General features: G+C 52.3%; 12 protein-coding genes. 2 read left to right on the forward strand and 10 right to left on the reverse strand.

Features of this window, described 5'->3' with window-relative positions:
* Positions 1 to 68: 68 nt before the first annotated feature.
* The 8 genes from bcsQ to eptB all read right to left on the reverse strand — a co-directional run bounded on the left by bcsQ (position 69) and on the right by eptB (position 10,900).
* Positions 69 to 866, reverse strand: a complete 798-nt coding sequence (gene bcsQ, locus OMR58_RS15255; protein WP_105593690.1) for a cellulose biosynthesis protein BcsQ — start codon at positions 864 to 866, stop codon at positions 69 to 71.
* 101 nt (positions 867 to 967) lie between these two features.
* On the reverse strand, positions 968 to 1,936 hold the full coding sequence (gene bcsO, locus OMR58_RS15260; protein WP_264546329.1) for a cellulose biosynthesis protein BcsO: 969 nt from the start codon (positions 1,934 to 1,936) through the stop codon (positions 968 to 970).
* Positions 1,937 to 2,361: 425 nt separating this feature from the next.
* Positions 2,362 to 3,366: a dipeptide ABC transporter ATP-binding subunit DppF gene (gene dppF / locus OMR58_RS15265; RefSeq protein ID WP_105593689.1), complete on the reverse strand. Its 1,005-nt coding sequence runs from the start codon at positions 3,364 to 3,366 to the stop codon at positions 2,362 to 2,364.
* Positions 3,356 to 4,342: a dipeptide ABC transporter ATP-binding protein gene (gene dppD, locus OMR58_RS15270; protein WP_200560653.1), complete on the reverse strand. Its 987-nt coding sequence runs from the start codon at positions 4,340 to 4,342 to the stop codon at positions 3,356 to 3,358. The genes dppF and dppD overlap by 11 nt, the downstream gene beginning before the upstream one ends.
* An 8-nt stretch (positions 4,343 to 4,350) precedes the next feature.
* A complete protein-coding gene (gene dppC, locus OMR58_RS15275) occupies positions 4,351 to 5,253 on the reverse strand; it encodes a dipeptide ABC transporter permease DppC (RefSeq protein WP_264546330.1) in 903 nt (300 codons plus the stop codon).
* A gap of 9 nt (positions 5,254 to 5,262) precedes the next feature.
* Positions 5,263 to 6,282 carry a dipeptide ABC transporter permease DppB gene (dppB, locus tag OMR58_RS15280; RefSeq protein WP_105593686.1) on the reverse strand — a complete coding sequence of 340 codons (1,020 nt, stop codon included), beginning with the start codon at positions 6,280 to 6,282 and terminating at the stop codon, positions 5,263 to 5,265.
* 196 nt (positions 6,283 to 6,478) lie between these two features.
* Positions 6,479 to 8,089, reverse strand: coding sequence for a dipeptide ABC transporter periplasmic-binding protein DppA (gene dppA, locus OMR58_RS15285; RefSeq protein ID WP_200560654.1), 1,611 nt, complete (start codon positions 8,087 to 8,089; stop codon positions 6,479 to 6,481).
* A 1,110-nt stretch (positions 8,090 to 9,199) separates the two neighbouring features.
* The gene (gene eptB / locus OMR58_RS15290) at positions 9,200 to 10,900 is read right to left on the reverse strand and encodes a kdo(2)-lipid A phosphoethanolamine 7''-transferase (protein ID WP_264546331.1); all 1,701 of its coding nucleotides are present in this window, start codon (positions 10,898 to 10,900) and stop codon (positions 9,200 to 9,202) included.
* 256 nt (positions 10,901 to 11,156) lie between these two features.
* Between eptB and OMR58_RS15295 the strand changes: the two genes are divergently transcribed.
* Positions 11,157 to 11,738, forward strand: coding sequence for an HD domain-containing protein (locus OMR58_RS15295; RefSeq protein WP_200560656.1), 582 nt, complete (start codon positions 11,157 to 11,159; stop codon positions 11,736 to 11,738).
* 149 nt (positions 11,739 to 11,887) lie between these two features.
* Positions 11,888 to 12,496, forward strand: a complete 609-nt coding sequence (locus tag OMR58_RS15300; protein WP_200560657.1) for a hypothetical protein — start codon at positions 11,888 to 11,890, stop codon at positions 12,494 to 12,496.
* Between the two features lie 193 nt (positions 12,497 to 12,689).
* Here OMR58_RS15300 and OMR58_RS15305 read toward each other — a convergent pair whose 3' ends face one another.
* Together OMR58_RS15305 and OMR58_RS15310 are read right to left on the reverse strand one after the other, a co-directional pair.
* Positions 12,690 to 13,124, reverse strand: a complete 435-nt coding sequence (locus tag OMR58_RS15305) for a CaiF/GrlA family transcriptional regulator (protein ID WP_200560658.1) — start codon at positions 13,122 to 13,124, stop codon at positions 12,690 to 12,692.
* 182 nt (positions 13,125 to 13,306) lie between these two features.
* Positions 13,307 to 16,501: an autotransporter outer membrane beta-barrel domain-containing protein gene (locus OMR58_RS15310; RefSeq protein WP_264546332.1), complete on the reverse strand. Its 3,195-nt coding sequence runs from the start codon at positions 16,499 to 16,501 to the stop codon at positions 13,307 to 13,309.
* Positions 16,502 to 16,673: the final 172 nt, after the last annotated feature.

Genomic DNA, 16,673 nt, shown 5'->3' on the forward strand with positions numbered 1-16,673 from the left:
GTATAATTCTTCGTGGCGCATTTCACCACGCGTCTTCAGGCATCCGTGCCAGGTTCCTGTGACCCGTTCTAGCGAGACTGAAGCGGCGCATGCATCTCGCCGTCGCCGACTTTAATATCAAGCAGCGCGGAAAGACGTTTACCGATCAGCTCGATATCGAATGCGGCAGCGGATACGGAACTGAAATCAAAAATAGACTGCTGTGAGGCATTCGCCTCGGCCACGCTTTCATCACGGTTTACTACACCGATAAGCCTGTCGCCCAGGCGCTGCTGCATAAACAGCGTCACATCGCGGCTGATATTGCGGCGGCTGTCGCTCTGGTTCAGCACAAAATAGTGGCCTTTACGATGATTCAGGGCGCTGCCAATCAGTTTTTCATTTTCCACCTGCGGCAGCAGTGACAGCGAGGCCGTGTCGGCCAGCATCACCACCAGGTGCATATCGGCCAGTGCCGCCATGGCTTTCAGCGCCGGGCCAGGGCCCGGAGGGAAATCAGCGATAATCACCAGACCGGGATAGTTCAGTACGGTGTTCAGACCCCGGATAATAAAGTTCGGATCGTGGGTCAGATTATCTTCGAACTGCATACGCTGCTGTTCGGTAACATCACCGTAAGGCAGAACAAAGATGTTCCCGCCGGTGGTGAGAATGGACTGGCTCCAGTCGGAAGATTCGGCAGATTTGGCGACAAAGCCGCGTCCGTCCGACAGCGGTACACCAAAATGCAGACGCAGCGCATTCTGCACGTCAAAATCGATCGCCAGCACTTTGCTACCGTTGCGGGCAAGCGCGTGTGCAAGGTTGGCTGCCATGGTGGTTTTACCCACACCGCCTTTAGGGGAACAGACGCAAACTAACGGCATGAGGCAATTTTCTCCAGCAGGGATTGTAATGGCATCTCTTTAGAAACGATCTGTTCAGCCGAGCCGTGTGCCGGGCTGAATAACTGTTTATAGCTGATATTTTAAGATGTTGCCGCAGGCTGCGCGTGCGGCTGTATCGCCTGGCTACTGGCAAAAAGCGGCGAGGTTGCTGGCGGCTGCGACTGATAAAGCGGTGCGGCCTGCTGCTGTGGATAAATGGGCTGCGGCGCGACCTGCTGTGGTTGCGACTGGTACAGCGGCTGCGGTGAAACCTGCTGGGACGCATAGTACGGCTGCTGCACAACCTGCTGTGGCTGATACTGTGGCGGCACCTGCTGCGGATGCGGCTGATACTGCGGTGCGGCAACCTGCTGAGGCTGTGGCGCTACCGGCGGCGACTGCAGCAGTGCATTCAGCTGTGGTTGTACAGGCGGAGGCGGTAGCGGGAAGCCTGATTGCAGCAGGGGCTGAGCGCCCGGCGCCGTTGATTCCGGCTGCTGTTGTAACAGCGCGTTGAGCTGCGGCGCAGTGGGCTGCTCAAGCGGAGCATCAGGCTTTTTCTGCGCAGTGTTTGGCTGTGATTTCGCCAGCTGATCGAACAGCGAGCCTGACGCCTGAGCAACAGACTCCGGACGCAGATCGGCGACTTTGGTCAGCACCGGTTTCGCTGGTGCAACAGGTGCAACAGGCGGAACTTCCGGCTGCGGCGTAGCGGGTACGGATGCTTCAGGCGGTGTGCCTGGCTTCAGCGATGATGAAATGCTGTCGAATAACGATGCGCCCACCGATGGAGTGCGGTCCTCCAACGCGGAGAATGACGGCAACGGCTGTGCGGGCGCAGCGGCTACCGGCGGAGCCAGCAGCACCGACGGATCGATAGGCTGAGGCGCAACAACATCAATCCTCTGACTCTTATCCAGCACCGGGTCGGAGCCATCACTGAGCAACTGCTTGATAATGGCCCAGTTTGAGCTGTCAGAATGGAGTGACTGCTCGGACATATCTTTGAATTCGATGTGGTTTGTTTGCGTCTTTTCTTTAAAACGCTGCAAGTCATCATAACTTTTCATAGAAGCGATCGCGCAGAAGGAGGATTTTACGGCAATATAACACACTCTTTTTGAAATCGTCAGATTAATCTCAGTGCGCAGTTTGCTGATTTTCAATCAGTAAATTAACGGCTTACTAGCAAAATTATTTATTGCCAACGTCACTTATCATAATAGTGACTATGTTAATAAATTGGATAATTTTACCGGGTTAAAGGCTTTCATTTCACAAACTTGAAATAGCTTAAAAATAGTTATTAACTTCTTTTCCTTAATTTTCCTTTAAATTATTAAGGTTATCCGTTAACTCGTTCTCACTACTGGAAAAAATTACCTTTATCGGTAAAACGACTCTTTTACTTATCTTAAGTGTTTAAGGTGTGTACAGTTTCAGCGTTGTTAAAAAGAAAGCGGAGCTAATCTCCGCTTTTGCATTCTGACCGTTTTCAGGCGGCCGGTTCGCTCTCATCCTGCTCAACGGCAAAGCAGGCGACCTGCTGCCCACCCCAGGATTTTAGCTGCGGCTGCAGCTGGGTGCAGGTGCCAAGCCGCCGACGGCAGCGGGCGTTAAACGCACATCCCGGCGGCGGATTCAGCGGGCTGGGTAGCTCGCCGGTTAGTTTGATACGCTCGCGTCGTTCGTCCGGGTTAAGGCGCGGAGTCGCTGAAAGCAGAGCCTGAGTATAAGGATGCCGCGGATTAGCGAAAATCTCCTCTTTGGTTCCCTTCTCTACGCAGCGCCCCAGATACATCACCATCACTTCATCGGCAATGTGCTCCACCACCGACAGATCGTGAGAGATAAAGATGTAGGAAAGCCCCAGCTCCTGCTGCAGGTCCATCATCAGATTCAGGACCTGCGCCCGTACCGATACATCCAGCGCGGAGACCGGTTCATCGGCAATCAGTACGTCAGGGTCAAGCATCAGGCCACGGGCAATAGCAATACGCTGGCGCTGACCGCCGGAGAACATATGCGGATAGCGATCGTAGTGCTCCGTTTTCAAGCCCACTTTCGCCATCATCGCCAGGGTTTTCTCCCGGCGCTCGGCTTTAGTCAGGTTGGTATTGATTACCAGCGGCTCTTCCAGGATCTGACTGACTTTTTTACGCGGGTTGAGCGAGCCATACGGGTTCTGGAAGACAATTTGAATCTTCTGTCGCCGCATCTGCTGCGCCTGCGGGTCGTGCTTCAGCAGGTCCTGTCCCTGATAGAACAGCTGGCCTTCGGTTGGCGTTTCAATCATCGTGAGCAGGCGGCCCAGGGTGGATTTACCACAGCCGGACTCCCCCACCACCGCCAGCGTTTTACCGCGTTCGAGGTTAAACGATACGCCGTCCAGCGCTTTCACCAGTCGTTCCTGGCCAAACAGGCCTTTTTTAACCGGGTAATGTTTCTTCAGATCGATCGCCTGCATCAGCAGGGTCGGATTCGTTCCTTCAGGCTTCATAAGTTGGTCTCCCGGCATCATCCAGTGGGAAGTGGCATTTGGACTGACGCCCTGCAAGATCGCGCAGCGGCGGCTCTTCCGTCCGGCAACGGTTGGTGGCGTACGGGCAGCGCGGATTCAGCAGACAGCCGTTGGGCCGGTCATATTTACCCGGCACGACGCCCGGCAGCGAGGCCAGTCTTGCCTTGTCGGTGGAAAATTCCGGCAGTGCGCGCAGCAAAGCCTGGGTGTAGGGATGGCGCGGTGCTTTAAAGATATCCACCGCTTTACCGGTTTCCACCACCTGTCCGGCATACATCACAATGATGTGCTGCGCGGCTTCGGCGACCAGCGCCAGATCGTGTGTGATGAGGATCAGCGCCATATTTTCCTGGCGCTGCAGATCCAGCAGCAGCTCGATGATCTGCGCCTGAATGGTTACATCCAGCGCGGTAGTTGGTTCATCGGCAATCAGCAGCTTGGGTCGACAGGCAATCGCCATCGCGATCATCACGCGCTGACTCATGCCGCCCGACAGCTGATGCGGATAGACATCCAGCCTGGAGGCCGGATCGGGGATACCCACCTGGTTCAGCAGATCGATCGCGCGCTGGCGACGGGTACGGCGATTACCGCCCTGATGCACCTTTATGGCTTCCATAATCTGGTAGCCCACGGTGTAGCAGGGGTTCAGGCTGGTCATCGGGTCCTGGAAGATCATCGCGACCTCCGAACCCACCAGCTGGCGGCGCTCTTTCTCGGAAATCTGCTGCAGGTTGCGCTGATCGAAGACCAGCTGATCTGCCATGACCTTACCGGGGTAGTCGATCAGCCCCATGATTGCCAGTGAACTGACGGATTTACCGGAGCCGGACTCGCCGACGATACCGACCACCTGCCCCTGTTCAACCTGGTAGCTGATGCGGTCTACGGCGCGGAACGGTGCTTTTTCGTCACCGAAATGCACCGAGAGTTTATCTACAGTTAATAGTGCCATCTCGCTGCCTACTGTTTGAGTTTCGGGTCAAGAGCGTCGCGTAAGCCGTCGCCCATCAGGTTGAATGCCAGTACCGTCAGCAGAATGGCAACACCGGGGAAGGTGACCACCCACCAGGCACTTTGCGCATACTGCAGTACGTCGGAGAGCATGGTGCCCCACTCCGGCGTAGGCGGTTGCGCCCCCATACCCAGGAAACCCAGCGCGGCCATATCGAGGATCGCGTTGGAAAAGCCAAGAGACGCCTGCACGATCAGCGGTGCCAGGCAGTTCGGTAAGATATTGATAAACATCTGGCGCATCGTCCCAGCTCCCGCCACGCGCGAAGCGGTAACGTAGTCGCGGGTCACTTCTACCAGCACCGCAGCGCGGGTCAGGCGGATGTAGTGCGGCAGGGCGACAAAGGTCAGCGCCAGCGAGGCGTTGACAATTGACGGGCCAAAGATCGCCACCAGCACTAGCGCCAGCAGCAGGCTTGGCAGTGCCAGCATGATATCGACCAGGCGCATAATCGCCGCATCAATCGCACCGCCTACGTAGCCGGCAATCAGGCCGAACACCACGCCCATAATCAATGACAGAACCACCACCAGGCAGCCGACCAGCAGCGACAGGCGCGCGCCGTACATCAGGCGGGAAAGAACATCGCGGCCAACATCATCCGTACCAAGAAGGTACTGCCAGCTACCGCCTTCCTGCCAGGCCGGCGGGCGCAGCAGCGCGTCGCGGAACTGCTCTGCCGGTGCATGCGGTGCCAGAACGTTGGCAAAAATAGCGATTAAAATCATTACGACGACGTAAACCAGGCCGATCACCGCGCCTTTGTTACGCTTAAAGTAGTGCCAGAATTCCTGTAACGGGGTCATCGGCTTGGGTGCAGCAGGGACGCTGCCCGGATCTACAACAGACATAGTGGCCCCTTATTTCTTGTGGCGTATGCGTGGATTGACCACGCCGTAAAGCACGTCGACCAGCAGGTTAACGAGGATAATCAGCGTGGCAACCATCAGCACGCCGCCCTGTACGACCGGGTAATCGCGGCGCTGGAGTGCGTCGATCAACCAGCGACCCAGGCCTGGCCAGGAGAAGATGGTTTCGGTCAGGATTGCGCCGGCCAGCAGCGTACCGACCTGCAGGCCGATAACCGTCACCACCGGCAGCATCGCATTGCGCAGGGCGTGGACGACAATCACCCGCATCGGGGTCAGCCCTTTGGCGCGTGCGGTACGGATATAATCCTCGCCCAGCACTTCCAGCATCGCCGAACGGGTCATACGCACAATCACCGCCAGCGGAATGGTGCCCAGCACCACGGCAGGCAGGATCATATGCATCACGGCATCAATAAAGTCGCCCGGCTCGCCCCAGATCAGGGTGTCGATCAGCATAAAGCCGGTCAGCGGCAGCGTGTCGTCGAGGAAGACCGTATCGCTGATGCGCCCGGACACCGGGGTCAGGTTGAGCTGCACCGAAACCAGCATGATCAGCATCATGCCCCACCAGAAAATCGGCATGGAATAACCGGTCAGGGAGATACCTACTGCGGTGTGATCGAAAATTGAACCGCGTTTAACCGCGGCCAGCACGCCAACGGGGATACCGACGATCACCGCAAACAGCATGGCGCAGATGCCCAGTTCCATTGTCGCTTTGAAGCGCGGAACAAATTCGTCCCATACCGGAATACGGCTCTTCAGCGACATACCTAAATCGCCGTGCAGCACGTTCCATACATAGGTGAAGTATTGCTGCCAGAGTGGCTTATCCAGACCAAGCTGGGCCAGCAGCTGAGCGTGACGTTCAGCGGAGATCCCGCGTTCGCCTGCCATAATCAGCACCGGGTCGCCGGGGATCATGTGGACAAACGCGAAAGTTAACAGGGTGATACCAATAAACGTTGGGATAACGAGTCCCAGCCGTCGGAGTATGAACTGCAGCATATTCCGTACTCTCTTCTGTTTCCCGCCGGTCTTAGCCTGCGGGATTATTATTGCTCACATCTTGTAGCCGGGTAGACCCGGCCACGACGCAGCGAACTGCGCCTTGACCTGAATAAACAAGGATTAAGCGGGCTTCGAAACATCGAAAGGGGTTGAACAGCCACCGATGTAGCTCTTCAACCCCTTATCGGGTTCGTTACTCGGCGATATCAACCTGGGCAAAGTAGTGTCCGCCCAGTGGATCAACCACGTAGTTCGACACTTTTTTGCTCACTGGCTCATACACGGTTGAGTGGGCAATGATCAGCGCCGGAGCCTGGTCATGCATCACTACCTGAGCCTGCTTGTACAGTTCGATACGCTTGTTGTGATCGTCAGTCGCACGTGCAGGCTGAATCAAATCTTCAAACGATTTGTCACACCAGCGTGAATAGTTCGAACCGTCTTTGGCTGCCGCACAGCTGAACAGAGTGGCGAAGAAGTTATCCGGATCTCCGTTATCACCGGTCCAGCCCATCATCACGGTCTGGTGTTCACCGGCTTTCGCGCGCTTCAGATACTCGCCCCACTCATAGGTGACGATCTTGGCCTTCACGCCAATCTTCGCCCAGTCGCTCTGGATCATTTCCGCCATGCGGCGAGCGTTCGGGTTGTACGGACGCTGTACCGGCATTGCCCACAGATCGATGGCAAAGCCATCGGCCATGCCCGCTTCTTTCAGCAGCGCTTTGGCTTTTTCCGGGTCGTAGGCGTAGTCCTTCACGGCGTCGTTGTAGCCCCACATGGTTGGTGGGATCAGGTTTTTCGCCGCCTGTCCTGCACCCTGGTAAACCGCGTCGATGATTGCCTGCTTGTTCACCGCCATGGTCAGCGCCTGGCGAACTTTCAGGTTATCCAGCGGCTTTTTCTCAACGTTAAACGACAGATAGCCGACGTTCAGACCCGGCTGCTCCATCAGGTTGATTTTGGTGTCTTTTTTCATGCTGGCGATGTCAGCAGGATTTGGATACGGCATCACCTGGCATTCGCCTTTCTGCAGCTTGGCGTAACGCACCGAGGCATCAGGGGTGATGGAGAACACCAGGCGGTCAATCTTCGGCTTCTCGCCCCAGTATTCCGCGTTGGCTTTATAGAGGATGCGTGAATCTTTCTGGTACTGCTGCAGCTGGAATGGACCGGTACCGACCGGGTTAAGATCGACTTTTTCCGGCGTGCCCGCTTTCAGCATGTTGTCGGCATATTCCGCAGACAGAATCGAGGCAAAGTCCATTCCCAGATCGGCGAGGAACGGCGACTCAGGACGGGTCAGGACGAAACGTACGGTGTTGTCATCAACCTTCTCAATTTTGCTGATCAGGTTAGGCATGTCCATGCCTTCAAAGTATTCGTAGCTGCCGCCGGAAACGCCGTGATACTTGTTGTTTTTATCCAGCTGGCGTTCGAAAGTGAAGACCACATCGTCGGCGTTAAAGTCACGCGTCGGCTTAAAGTCTTTGGTCGTTTGCCACTTCACGCCCTTACGCAGATGGAAGGTATAAGTTTTGCCATCTTCGCTGACGTCCCATTTTTCCGCCAGAGCCGGATGCAGTTCCGTGGTACCGATGGTGAACTCTACCAGGCGGTTATAAATCTGGCGCGAGCTGGCATCGTAGGTGGTACCGGAAGTAAACAGCTGAGGGTTAAACCCTTCCGGCGATCCTTCAGAACAATAAACCAGGGTTTTCGCCTGTACGCTGGCGGCCATCATTAGTGCGATCGCGCTGAAACCGACCTTCAGCATCCCAGATTTAGTCAGGGAAATACTCATGCTTAGCTCCAATAGTGATGTGATGTTGTGTGTTGCGTGCCGACCGATAATTTTTTTGTGTGGTCTGGCGTAATGCCTTGCGGCGTCAGTCCTGGGAGTGGAGTTTGCGGTTTCCATACGATTGAGAAACCTTCAGACAAATCTCCTTACCTTTTGTGCTGGGGTTTCAATTTGTCAACAGTTTCAAGGAACGTCAATACAATCGTAGTGTATTTACGCAGAGTGTGAGAAACCGCATGCAAATATTAAAAAAACAATTAGCTCTATTTTGCGGATTAAAAACTTATGACTTCGTCACAAAACCAGATTAATCGCTAAATACACCGCTGATATCCAGCGGATCGCGTTGAGAAAAAACCTTTAAAATAAACCGAATTACCCCGTCTGTGGCGCGATAAAATTATCCATATGGCTATCTTATAGATAAATATGCTGCAACGGTCCGGTGAGAAATCGTCGTTTCACGTGAATCGGACATCAACATAATTCGTCGCGAATTAAGATTTTATTTACATATATAACATGATGTTAGGTTGTTTTTATGTCGGGTTTAATGCGGTTTGAAACGGTGGATAATTTTGCAACAGTAGAGTTTTATGTTGGGGGTGGGGAGATTGTCGGACGGGTATAAAGCCACTGGTACGCGTGAAGTGATTGGCTGGAATATTGGTGTTGCCTTTAACGCTGGTGGCGTTCGCTGGCGGGTTCCGGCTCTGACCGGCAGGTCCTCGCGCCACGCGCTGCGTGGTTCCCTCACGCCGTTCGTCAGCCTGTCGGACCGCCTCAGACGGGCCGTCCTGGCCCGGCTGCGGCTTTTGGCCGCGTCCATGCGGCCAAATCCTGGCTTCCTCTCTTCGTTCAGCGCTGTGGATTGCCGGTTCAGAGCCGGAACCCGCCCGCTCTTTGGGTTTAGCGCCGTTTGTTTTAATGGCTGGAGAGGTATTTAAGCGGGCTTGAATACGGGTGGAAAGGTTGGGCTGGCGGGGGGATTCAGCCGTGAGGGAATCGGGCGGGAGGTTTCTCCTGCCCGATTAGGCTGTAAATCTACAAAAGCCAGCACCACGCCGGTCCATCGACGTGATTGAGTGTGGGATAGCTCAGCGAGAGGGCTTATTTCGCCGCGCTGCTCTCTGTTACCGCTTTCGGGTCGGCACACCAGTTATTCGCCTGCTTAATACCGCCGTTGGGTGAGGTATAGCCCAGGCAACCCATAATGGTATCGAACAGCTCTACGTGGCGATGCGTTTTGCCCGCGCGTTGCTGCTCCTGCAGGCGTTCAAATGCACTTTTGTTGTTGGCATCAGCCAGATACTTGTCCGACGCCCAGACAATCATCGGCACGCGGAACTGCTCCGGTGGTGCCATATTGCGCGGCGTGCCGTGCAGGTGCATGTTGTCGCTGATGGATTCACCGTGATCCGCCGCGTAGAAGACAATGGCTTTCTTATCGCGCAGCTGGTCGAACACGCTGTCCAGTACCGTATCGGTATACAGCACCGAGTTGTCGAAAGCGTTAATCAGCATGGCTTTACTGCATGTGTCATCCACCCCCATGCATTCCGGCTGATAGCGCGCGTACTCACGTGGGTAACGCTGCGAGTAAAGATAATGGGAGCCTTTGGTATGCAGTACAACCAGATGTTTCCCCTGCGGATGGCGATCGATTGATGCCTTCAGCTCCGGGATCAGCAGCATATCGTCCACCGATTTCCCCTGATTGCGCTGCTCTGAGCCAATCTGCTCGCGGAAGACATAGTTGTCGGCGTCGGTATTGTTGTAGAACCAGACTTCGCTCTGCATAGCGAACAGCTCGGAGCTGAAACCTAACTCTTTCAGCACGGCGAAGACGTTTTGCTCTTTCAGCGTGCGCCCCGGGTTGTCCATGGTGCCGCCCTCGCGAACGAACATGCAGCGCAGGGAGAGTTTGGTGGCGGTATCACAGGATTCGCCACGGAAGGCGACCAGATTTTTTTCCTGCGAAAGCTTCGGCGTGGTATCGCGCTCATAGCCCAACAGGCCCATGTGGTCCCAGCGGGTGGTTTCACCGATTACAAATACCACGTAGGTATCGTCAAGACCCGCAGCGGGCGCAACGTAGCTAAACTTCTTCGCCGGATCGAGCAGGTCATCATGCTCCATCTTTTCATCGTAGCTGGTGTAGGCAAACAGCCCCAGCGCCGAGAGCCAGTTTGACGGCAAATAAGAGTGAGCCACGACGCCACCGTAGCTTGGCAGGTCAATATTGGTCAGTTTCTCGTTGGCGCTTTGCAGCTTGTCGAAATAGCGAATCGGCAGCCAGACCAGAGCGACGGCCAGCAGCAGCGTCAGCAGCGGTTTAATGCGCTGGCCCGGCGTTTTAAGTTGTTCCAGCAGCGTCATGCTTTGTTTATTGGTCCAAATCAGTGCCAGTGGCACGACGCTGACCAGCACCATCCAAAGAATAAAGTGGTAACCCACGACTTCTTTCGACAAATCAACATCGGTAGTCATGACCGATGCGACAATCCCATAACCAATAACAACGTTGAAGAAGGTCATGTAATAGCTGGCCGAAACAGATATCAGCACCAGCAGGGTCGCGGTAACGCGATAGAACCATTTCCCACCCAGCGACAGCAGGCGCATCAGGAAGAAGGTGAGCAGAACCGCTGCGGTCACTTCAGCCAGTGCGGAGAGCCACTGCATAGGTTTAAAACTGGAGAATAGAGGGTCAAAACGTCGGTAAAATACTGAAATGTTGAGGAAAATACCGATATAAACGGCCAGCATCAGAGATAACTTTTGCTGGGTAAGCATTCTAATATAATTCATTGGGATTTTAGTCCTGGCGTGACCTAAACAATTTCTATACACATTCTGAACATTTATCAGACCCTGGTGCTGTCAGAGAGTTCGGAAAAAACCTATAAACCTAAATTCCCTTTTATAAACAAACTATTCTTACAGCATAAATGCCGACACAGATGACCATGGCCGATCGTTAACCATGCTGCGCGATGGCATTCTGTTAACTAACCATTCAGCCGATGCAATCGCCTCTTTTCGAAGCCAATCGGGGAAAATAACAATGCATACACTCGAAGAACGTGCCCGGCGCTATGCGACTAAAGCGCATGCGGCGGCTGGGCAGAGACGCAAGTATACCGATGAACCCTATATCGTCCACCCCGAAGCGGTAGTGGAACTGGTTCGCAGCGTTAGTGATGATGAAGAAATGCTGGCTGCTGCCTGGCTGCATGATACCGTTGAAGATACTCCCGGCACACTCGGTGATATTAAAGCGCGTTTTGGTGAACGGGTCGCTGCACTGGTTTCTATGCTCACCAACAGTGGAAATCTTCCCGGCCAGAACCGTGCCGCGCGTAAAGTCGCTCACTTTCGTCATACGGCTGAGGCGTCACCTGATGCCCAGACGATAAAGCTGGCCGACATTATCGACAATACCCGTTCCATTATTCATTTCGATCCGCATTTCGCCCGTATTTATCTGGTGGAAAAGCGCGTGCAGATAGCCCTGCTGACCGCTGGGAATCAAACGCTATGGCAGTCCGCCAATCAAATTATCGAACAGGGTATCCATCAGCTTGGCCAGCCACCTTACAATGTCCCCGCCAGCTGGTTTGTTCTTCAGGAAGCAAAATATCGGTAAGTATTGATAACCAGCGGACACAGGTTCTGTTTCTAAGCAGCCGGCTACCCTGGCATTCTGTGCCATTGTATGGTCCACGGCATAGAATGCCAGGAATCAAGATTTCACATCCTTATAATTGCCCGGAGATTAGTTTACCGGGGGCAATAATGTCTGAAGATCTGCTTACAATTAGAAATAAAATTGGTGTTTTTTTTATCTTTGCAGTATTTCTTAGTGCGATGATGGGGTTAGTCTTTATTGATGTAGTCTGGATGAGTGATGAGGTGCATGAAGCTTCATTTACGGAAATCACTCAGGAAGTAATACTGGGTGTGATCGTATTTTTGTTTATTCTTCATGCGAGAGATTCTGTAGATCAGCAGCCGATACGAATTCTGGTCGCTGGCTTTTTTGCCTGCATGTTGATTCGTGAGCTGGATTTTTTGTTTGATAAAATCAGCCATGGAAGTTGGTTTTGGTTCGCTCTGGCAGTAACGTTTGCTTCACTTATCGCTGCGCTCAGGCACCCTCGTTATCTGGTTTCGGGCCTGGCTGATTTTATGCGACATCCCGCGTGGGGAATGATGGTGGCCGGTATGCTCACTATCCTGGTGTTTTCACGCCTGTTTGGTATGAATGAGTTATGGCGGCATCTGATGCCAGACGGTTATAATCGCACGGTGAAAAACATGGCAGAAGAAGGGAGTGAACTGCTGGGATATACCCTGTGTCTTTTTGCCACGCTCGGGTATTTATTCACTGAAAAGAAAAAGTAAAAGAAAGATTGATCGCGCAATTAAGATGGTTTTTTAAACATGTTGCTTGTTAAATGTGCGATCAATTTTATCAGTGTAAACTTTATTGACTTGAACTGTAATTATCAAAAAACTCATATGAATTATGTTTTTTAATAATATACAACTATAAAATAGTGATAAATTTTCAATAAAGAACAAAGTAAGTTTATTTTTATGTCGCAAGCTGTTGAGTGTTTGCCAGGCATTCACTCCTGGTCTGACGATAGATACCTGATTGAGCCTTTACTTTTGATAATTTTTCAGTTTTACCTGAAATTCTAACCTCCTCAACCTTAATCTGATGGCATAAGCGGCGTGTACCCTGAACTTTTACCTTTCTTGTCTGGCAGATTATGACTTCTGCCTTGCGTAAAATATAAGATAATTGAAATGATGCCCGGCGCTCGGTAATGGCAAATACGGTAGAGACTTGTTTATGGCCAATCCAGGTTTTCTGCATCAGACCCCACAGTGCAATCAGGACATACAAAGGTTGATCTGCGTATTCGCTCAATTCAGCGGGTATGCGACCACCGTCATGATTACTCTGTTTTACAACCTTTGCTGTCCCATTACGCGGAGAAGTAACGTTTTCGAATTTACTCATAATCATGCCGTCCCTGTTAGATAAGAAATGTACAATGCTGATGAGATTCAAGGCTCATTTTTTTTATGTGAAAACGGGAAAAATGGGCAAAGAGTTTTTGCCCAACCCGCAGTGACACAGAAAAAATAGCTATGTGTAGCTAGAAAATATTTCCCCATTGCGATGAGCAATGGGGAGAGGTTTTACCAGGAGTAATTCACGCCCACATTTGCCTGCCATGGACGTTCAAGATTATCCCCAGTGGTGTAGTTGAAACTGGCATAACCACCCACATTCTTCATCAGCTGAACTTCTGCACCGCCGCCAATTTGGAATGCGGCGCCATCGATGCTGTTATTCATAATAACGTTGTTCAGCTTCATTTCATTGCTATCAGCAAATTCGTTGAGAGCGGCCAAATGCAGATAAGGTTTGATATAACCCTGGTTCAGATCGAACGTATAACCAACATCCGTACCGATTTCACCTACCACTGATTTGAAATCATCACCATTAACAACCATACCGTTATTCATGGTGTAGTGCGCGCCGTCAATGGCACGACCGGTCGCTTTGACGTACGGTTCAGCAAAGTAACCGCTGTCTTCCCAGGTGTAACCCAGTTTCATACCCAGGCCGTAGCCGTTGGTAGAAAAGTCAGAACGTGAACGCTGCCCATCCAGGGTACGGGCATCACCGCTGTTGCTGAAATGGTTATACTGCGCCGAGGTATCAACAAAGATGCCATTTTCGAAGCGACGGGACAGATAGAACTGTGCGCCGTAGCTATCCAGGTCGCCACTGCTGTTCATCACATTAAGGTCTGAACGCGCTGACGAGAACGCCAGGCCGGCCAACCAGCTGCCGCCGTTTTTCGCATCGAACAGGTTATCAACGCCCAGCATAACGCCGTTGGTGTCTAACTTATATCCCGCGCCGGCTGATGTCGTATTGTGATTTTTTCCACCGAAGTAAGAGATCCATACACCACCGTCATCCCTGGCGTGGCGTGAAGCATTCATATGCAGGTTTAGTGCATCGGACTCCATGCTGGCAACGTTAACCTGCGCGGCTGCCATGCTCAGTGCTGTTGCTGCGCTGTTTGACAGATGGCCGTTATTTTTAAAATAGACGTTACGCTCATCGTGTACTTTGTCATTCAGGATATCCTGAACGTCGTACTGGTAGACACCCAGCTCGGTGCGACCCGTGAAGTGTGCATCGCTGCCTTTATCCAGATAGTTAACGAAGCTATGAGGATTTACGCCGTTAATGCGGTCGCGATCGGCAACGTAGCCGTCTTTAACATAAGGTTCGACGCCAGAGTTAGCGATTTCCAGGTGGTATTCCCCTTTCGCTGTGCCTTTGACCTGCACTGAGCCATACGCGTAATCGCCACCCAGATTAAGCAGAGGTTCAGCCACGGCTTTACCGACGGTGATTACCGATGCCTGATAATGGCCCGTACTGTCTTTGTCCTGGTTCAGATTGCCATGAACAACAACGCGCGCAGCGCCGAGGTCTTCATAGCGTCCGCGATCGCCCAGGGTTGGGGTATCGTCTGCCAGATTGATCAAGTTCAAAGAGGAGGCGGACAGATTCATATCGTGTACGTCGCTGATTGCCAACCCACCGTCAGCTGTTGCAGCAGCGTTCCACACCGCACCATTTTTGACGTTGATGCCCGGGTTCCATGAAGAAACCAGGCTACCGTCAGGGCGGCTCACGTTGGTGATGCCGCCCACTTTACCGTTCAGCGTGCTGTGATTCAGGCTGACGTTGACCGGTGTCCATGCATTGCTGGCATTAGCCAAAATGGTATTACTAACGCTGCTTACGGCATTGTTATAGATAGAGGTTGCAGACAGTGAGGCATCGATTGCACCCTGGCCCAGAATAACCGGCGCATTAGCATCTGTTACGTCAGTCAGCTGCACAACGTAGCCGGTCGTACCGCGTGCGGTGATATCCCCATTCAGCACGGTATTATTGGTCAGATTTAGCGTCGTGCCGTTGTGCTCACGGTCCATCACCTGTGGGTTCGTAATGCTGGCACCGCTTGCTACATAATCGCCGGTCTTTGCATCGCGAACCACGGTGACGTTGATCGTCGGAATATAGCCATCATGGGTCAGATTGACGTTACCATTCAGCGTTGAGTGATTCACATCTACGCGGTTAGCATGGCCGGACAGGTTCAGTGCGGAACCGGCGTTGTTTACCCCTCCGGTCAACGTTGAGTTATTGGCCACCGACACGAATAAACCGGAACCGGAGATGGCCACTGCGGTTGATTTGCTATCAGCGTCGCGGCTGTAGTTGCCGTTATTTTTATGGCTGCCGTCATAATTATCGTCTTCACGAACGGCGGCAATGTTTTTAGCCGTAATCTGAGCATTGTCTAAAATAACGTTTGGTGCCTTCGCCACCTGATGGGTCAGCGTTTGACTGGCCGCAATATGATTGCCTTTGCTGTCAACGGCATAATTTACGCTGCTGCTGTTAATACTTAAGCCGGTTGCGGAAGGGCGTTGGGTATAGACATGCTCTTCCCCGGATACATTCCCTGATGGATTAACCGCTACGGAATCCGTATTGAGCGTGTTATCGATAGTGGTGTTTTTAATGATCAGAACATCGCGAGCGCGGTCATGGGTGGCGCTTTCCTGCAGATTACCGTCGACGGCGACTGCTGCGACACTTTGATTCAGACTTTTCACCTGGGAATAAATAGCCGCATTTTGCAGGCCAAAAACACCGCCGGTGCTAGCGACTGGTTCGATATAAACATCAGAGTTCCGGTCAAGAACAATCGCTTTACTGACGGTTAATGGAATTTTATTTCCGGTAGTATCGAGCACAAAGGTGCCATCGGATTTTTTCTGATACTGAATAGCGCCGCTGGCATCACGCTGATAAATCGTTGCGGTTTGCGTTTTCTGATAACGATTATTTGCGGTGCCCATTTTCAGGCCTTCAACCACACCAACCGGAACCGAATAACCGTTCGCTGCTGTCGCTTTTGCCAGGCGCTCACCGTGAACGGCGCGCTGATAGTCTTCGAAAATAATATAGTTAGCATCACCGGGCAGGCTGGGAACGGTGGCATTAAGATACGCTTTGTAGCCGCTGCTGTTTACCAGTGCGTTAAAGCCTTGAGTATCCGTATTAATCGCAACCCATTCACTGCCGGTCACGGTGTTATTAATAATGGGCAGGTCGCTGCCACCAATAAATACGGCACCACCACCGGTATAATGTCCCTGGGTGTTATGGCTCAACGCGGCTTTGTCTTTCACTGCGATGGACGATGACGCGGTGGCGGCAAATGCTGGAGTACTAAGGCTGACGATGACTGAGGCCGCCAGGACACTCAGCTTAAAACTGTTTTTTTTCATCACTGCAATTCCTTTTATAATAAACAATTAAACAGTTCGCCTCACTGGCTCCTGTTTTACTTCATTAATTTTTAAGCATAAAATCTCGCGCCAGAAATAAATGAAATTATCTCAGCGAAAACTAATTACAGAATTAACTCAGAAGAAAATAAATTCCTTCAAATCATCCCCC

The organism is Erwinia sp. INIA01 (assembly GCF_025947915.1).
Lineage (GTDB): Bacteria > Pseudomonadota > Gammaproteobacteria > Enterobacterales > Enterobacteriaceae > Erwinia > Erwinia coffeiphila.

What these genes read in the sequence shown, in the direction of transcription:
- dppD (WP_200560653.1), bottom strand. Translation starts at nt 4,342, where the DNA reads ATGGCACTATTAACTGTAGATAAACTCTCGGTGCATTTCGGTGACGAA.
- eptB (WP_264546331.1), bottom strand. Translation starts at nt 10,900, where the DNA reads ATGAATTATATTAGAATGCTTACCCAGCAAAAGTTATCTCTGATGCTG.
- dppB (WP_105593686.1), bottom strand. Translation starts at nt 6,282, where the DNA reads ATGCTGCAGTTCATACTCCGACGGCTGGGACTCGTTATCCCAACGTTT.
- OMR58_RS15300 (WP_200560657.1), top strand. Translation starts at nt 11,888, where the DNA reads ATGTCTGAAGATCTGCTTACAATTAGAAATAAAATTGGTGTTTTTTTT.
- bcsQ (WP_105593690.1), bottom strand. Translation starts at nt 866, where the DNA reads ATGCCGTTAGTTTGCGTCTGTTCCCCTAAAGGCGGTGTGGGTAAAACC.
- OMR58_RS15295 (WP_200560656.1), top strand. Translation starts at nt 11,157, where the DNA reads ATGCATACACTCGAAGAACGTGCCCGGCGCTATGCGACTAAAGCGCAT.
- OMR58_RS15310 (WP_264546332.1), bottom strand. Translation starts at nt 16,501, where the DNA reads ATGAAAAAAAACAGTTTTAAGCTGAGTGTCCTGGCGGCCTCAGTCATC.
- dppC (WP_264546330.1), bottom strand. Translation starts at nt 5,253, where the DNA reads ATGTCTGTTGTAGATCCGGGCAGCGTCCCTGCTGCACCCAAGCCGATG.
- bcsO (WP_264546329.1), bottom strand. Translation starts at nt 1,936, where the DNA reads ATGAAAAGTTATGATGACTTGCAGCGTTTTAAAGAAAAGACGCAAACA.
- OMR58_RS15305 (WP_200560658.1), bottom strand. Translation starts at nt 13,124, where the DNA reads ATGAGTAAATTCGAAAACGTTACTTCTCCGCGTAATGGGACAGCAAAG.
- dppA (WP_200560654.1), bottom strand. Translation starts at nt 8,089, where the DNA reads ATGAGTATTTCCCTGACTAAATCTGGGATGCTGAAGGTCGGTTTCAGC.
- dppF (WP_105593689.1), bottom strand. Translation starts at nt 3,366, where the DNA reads ATGAAGCCTGAAGGAACGAATCCGACCCTGCTGATGCAGGCGATCGAT.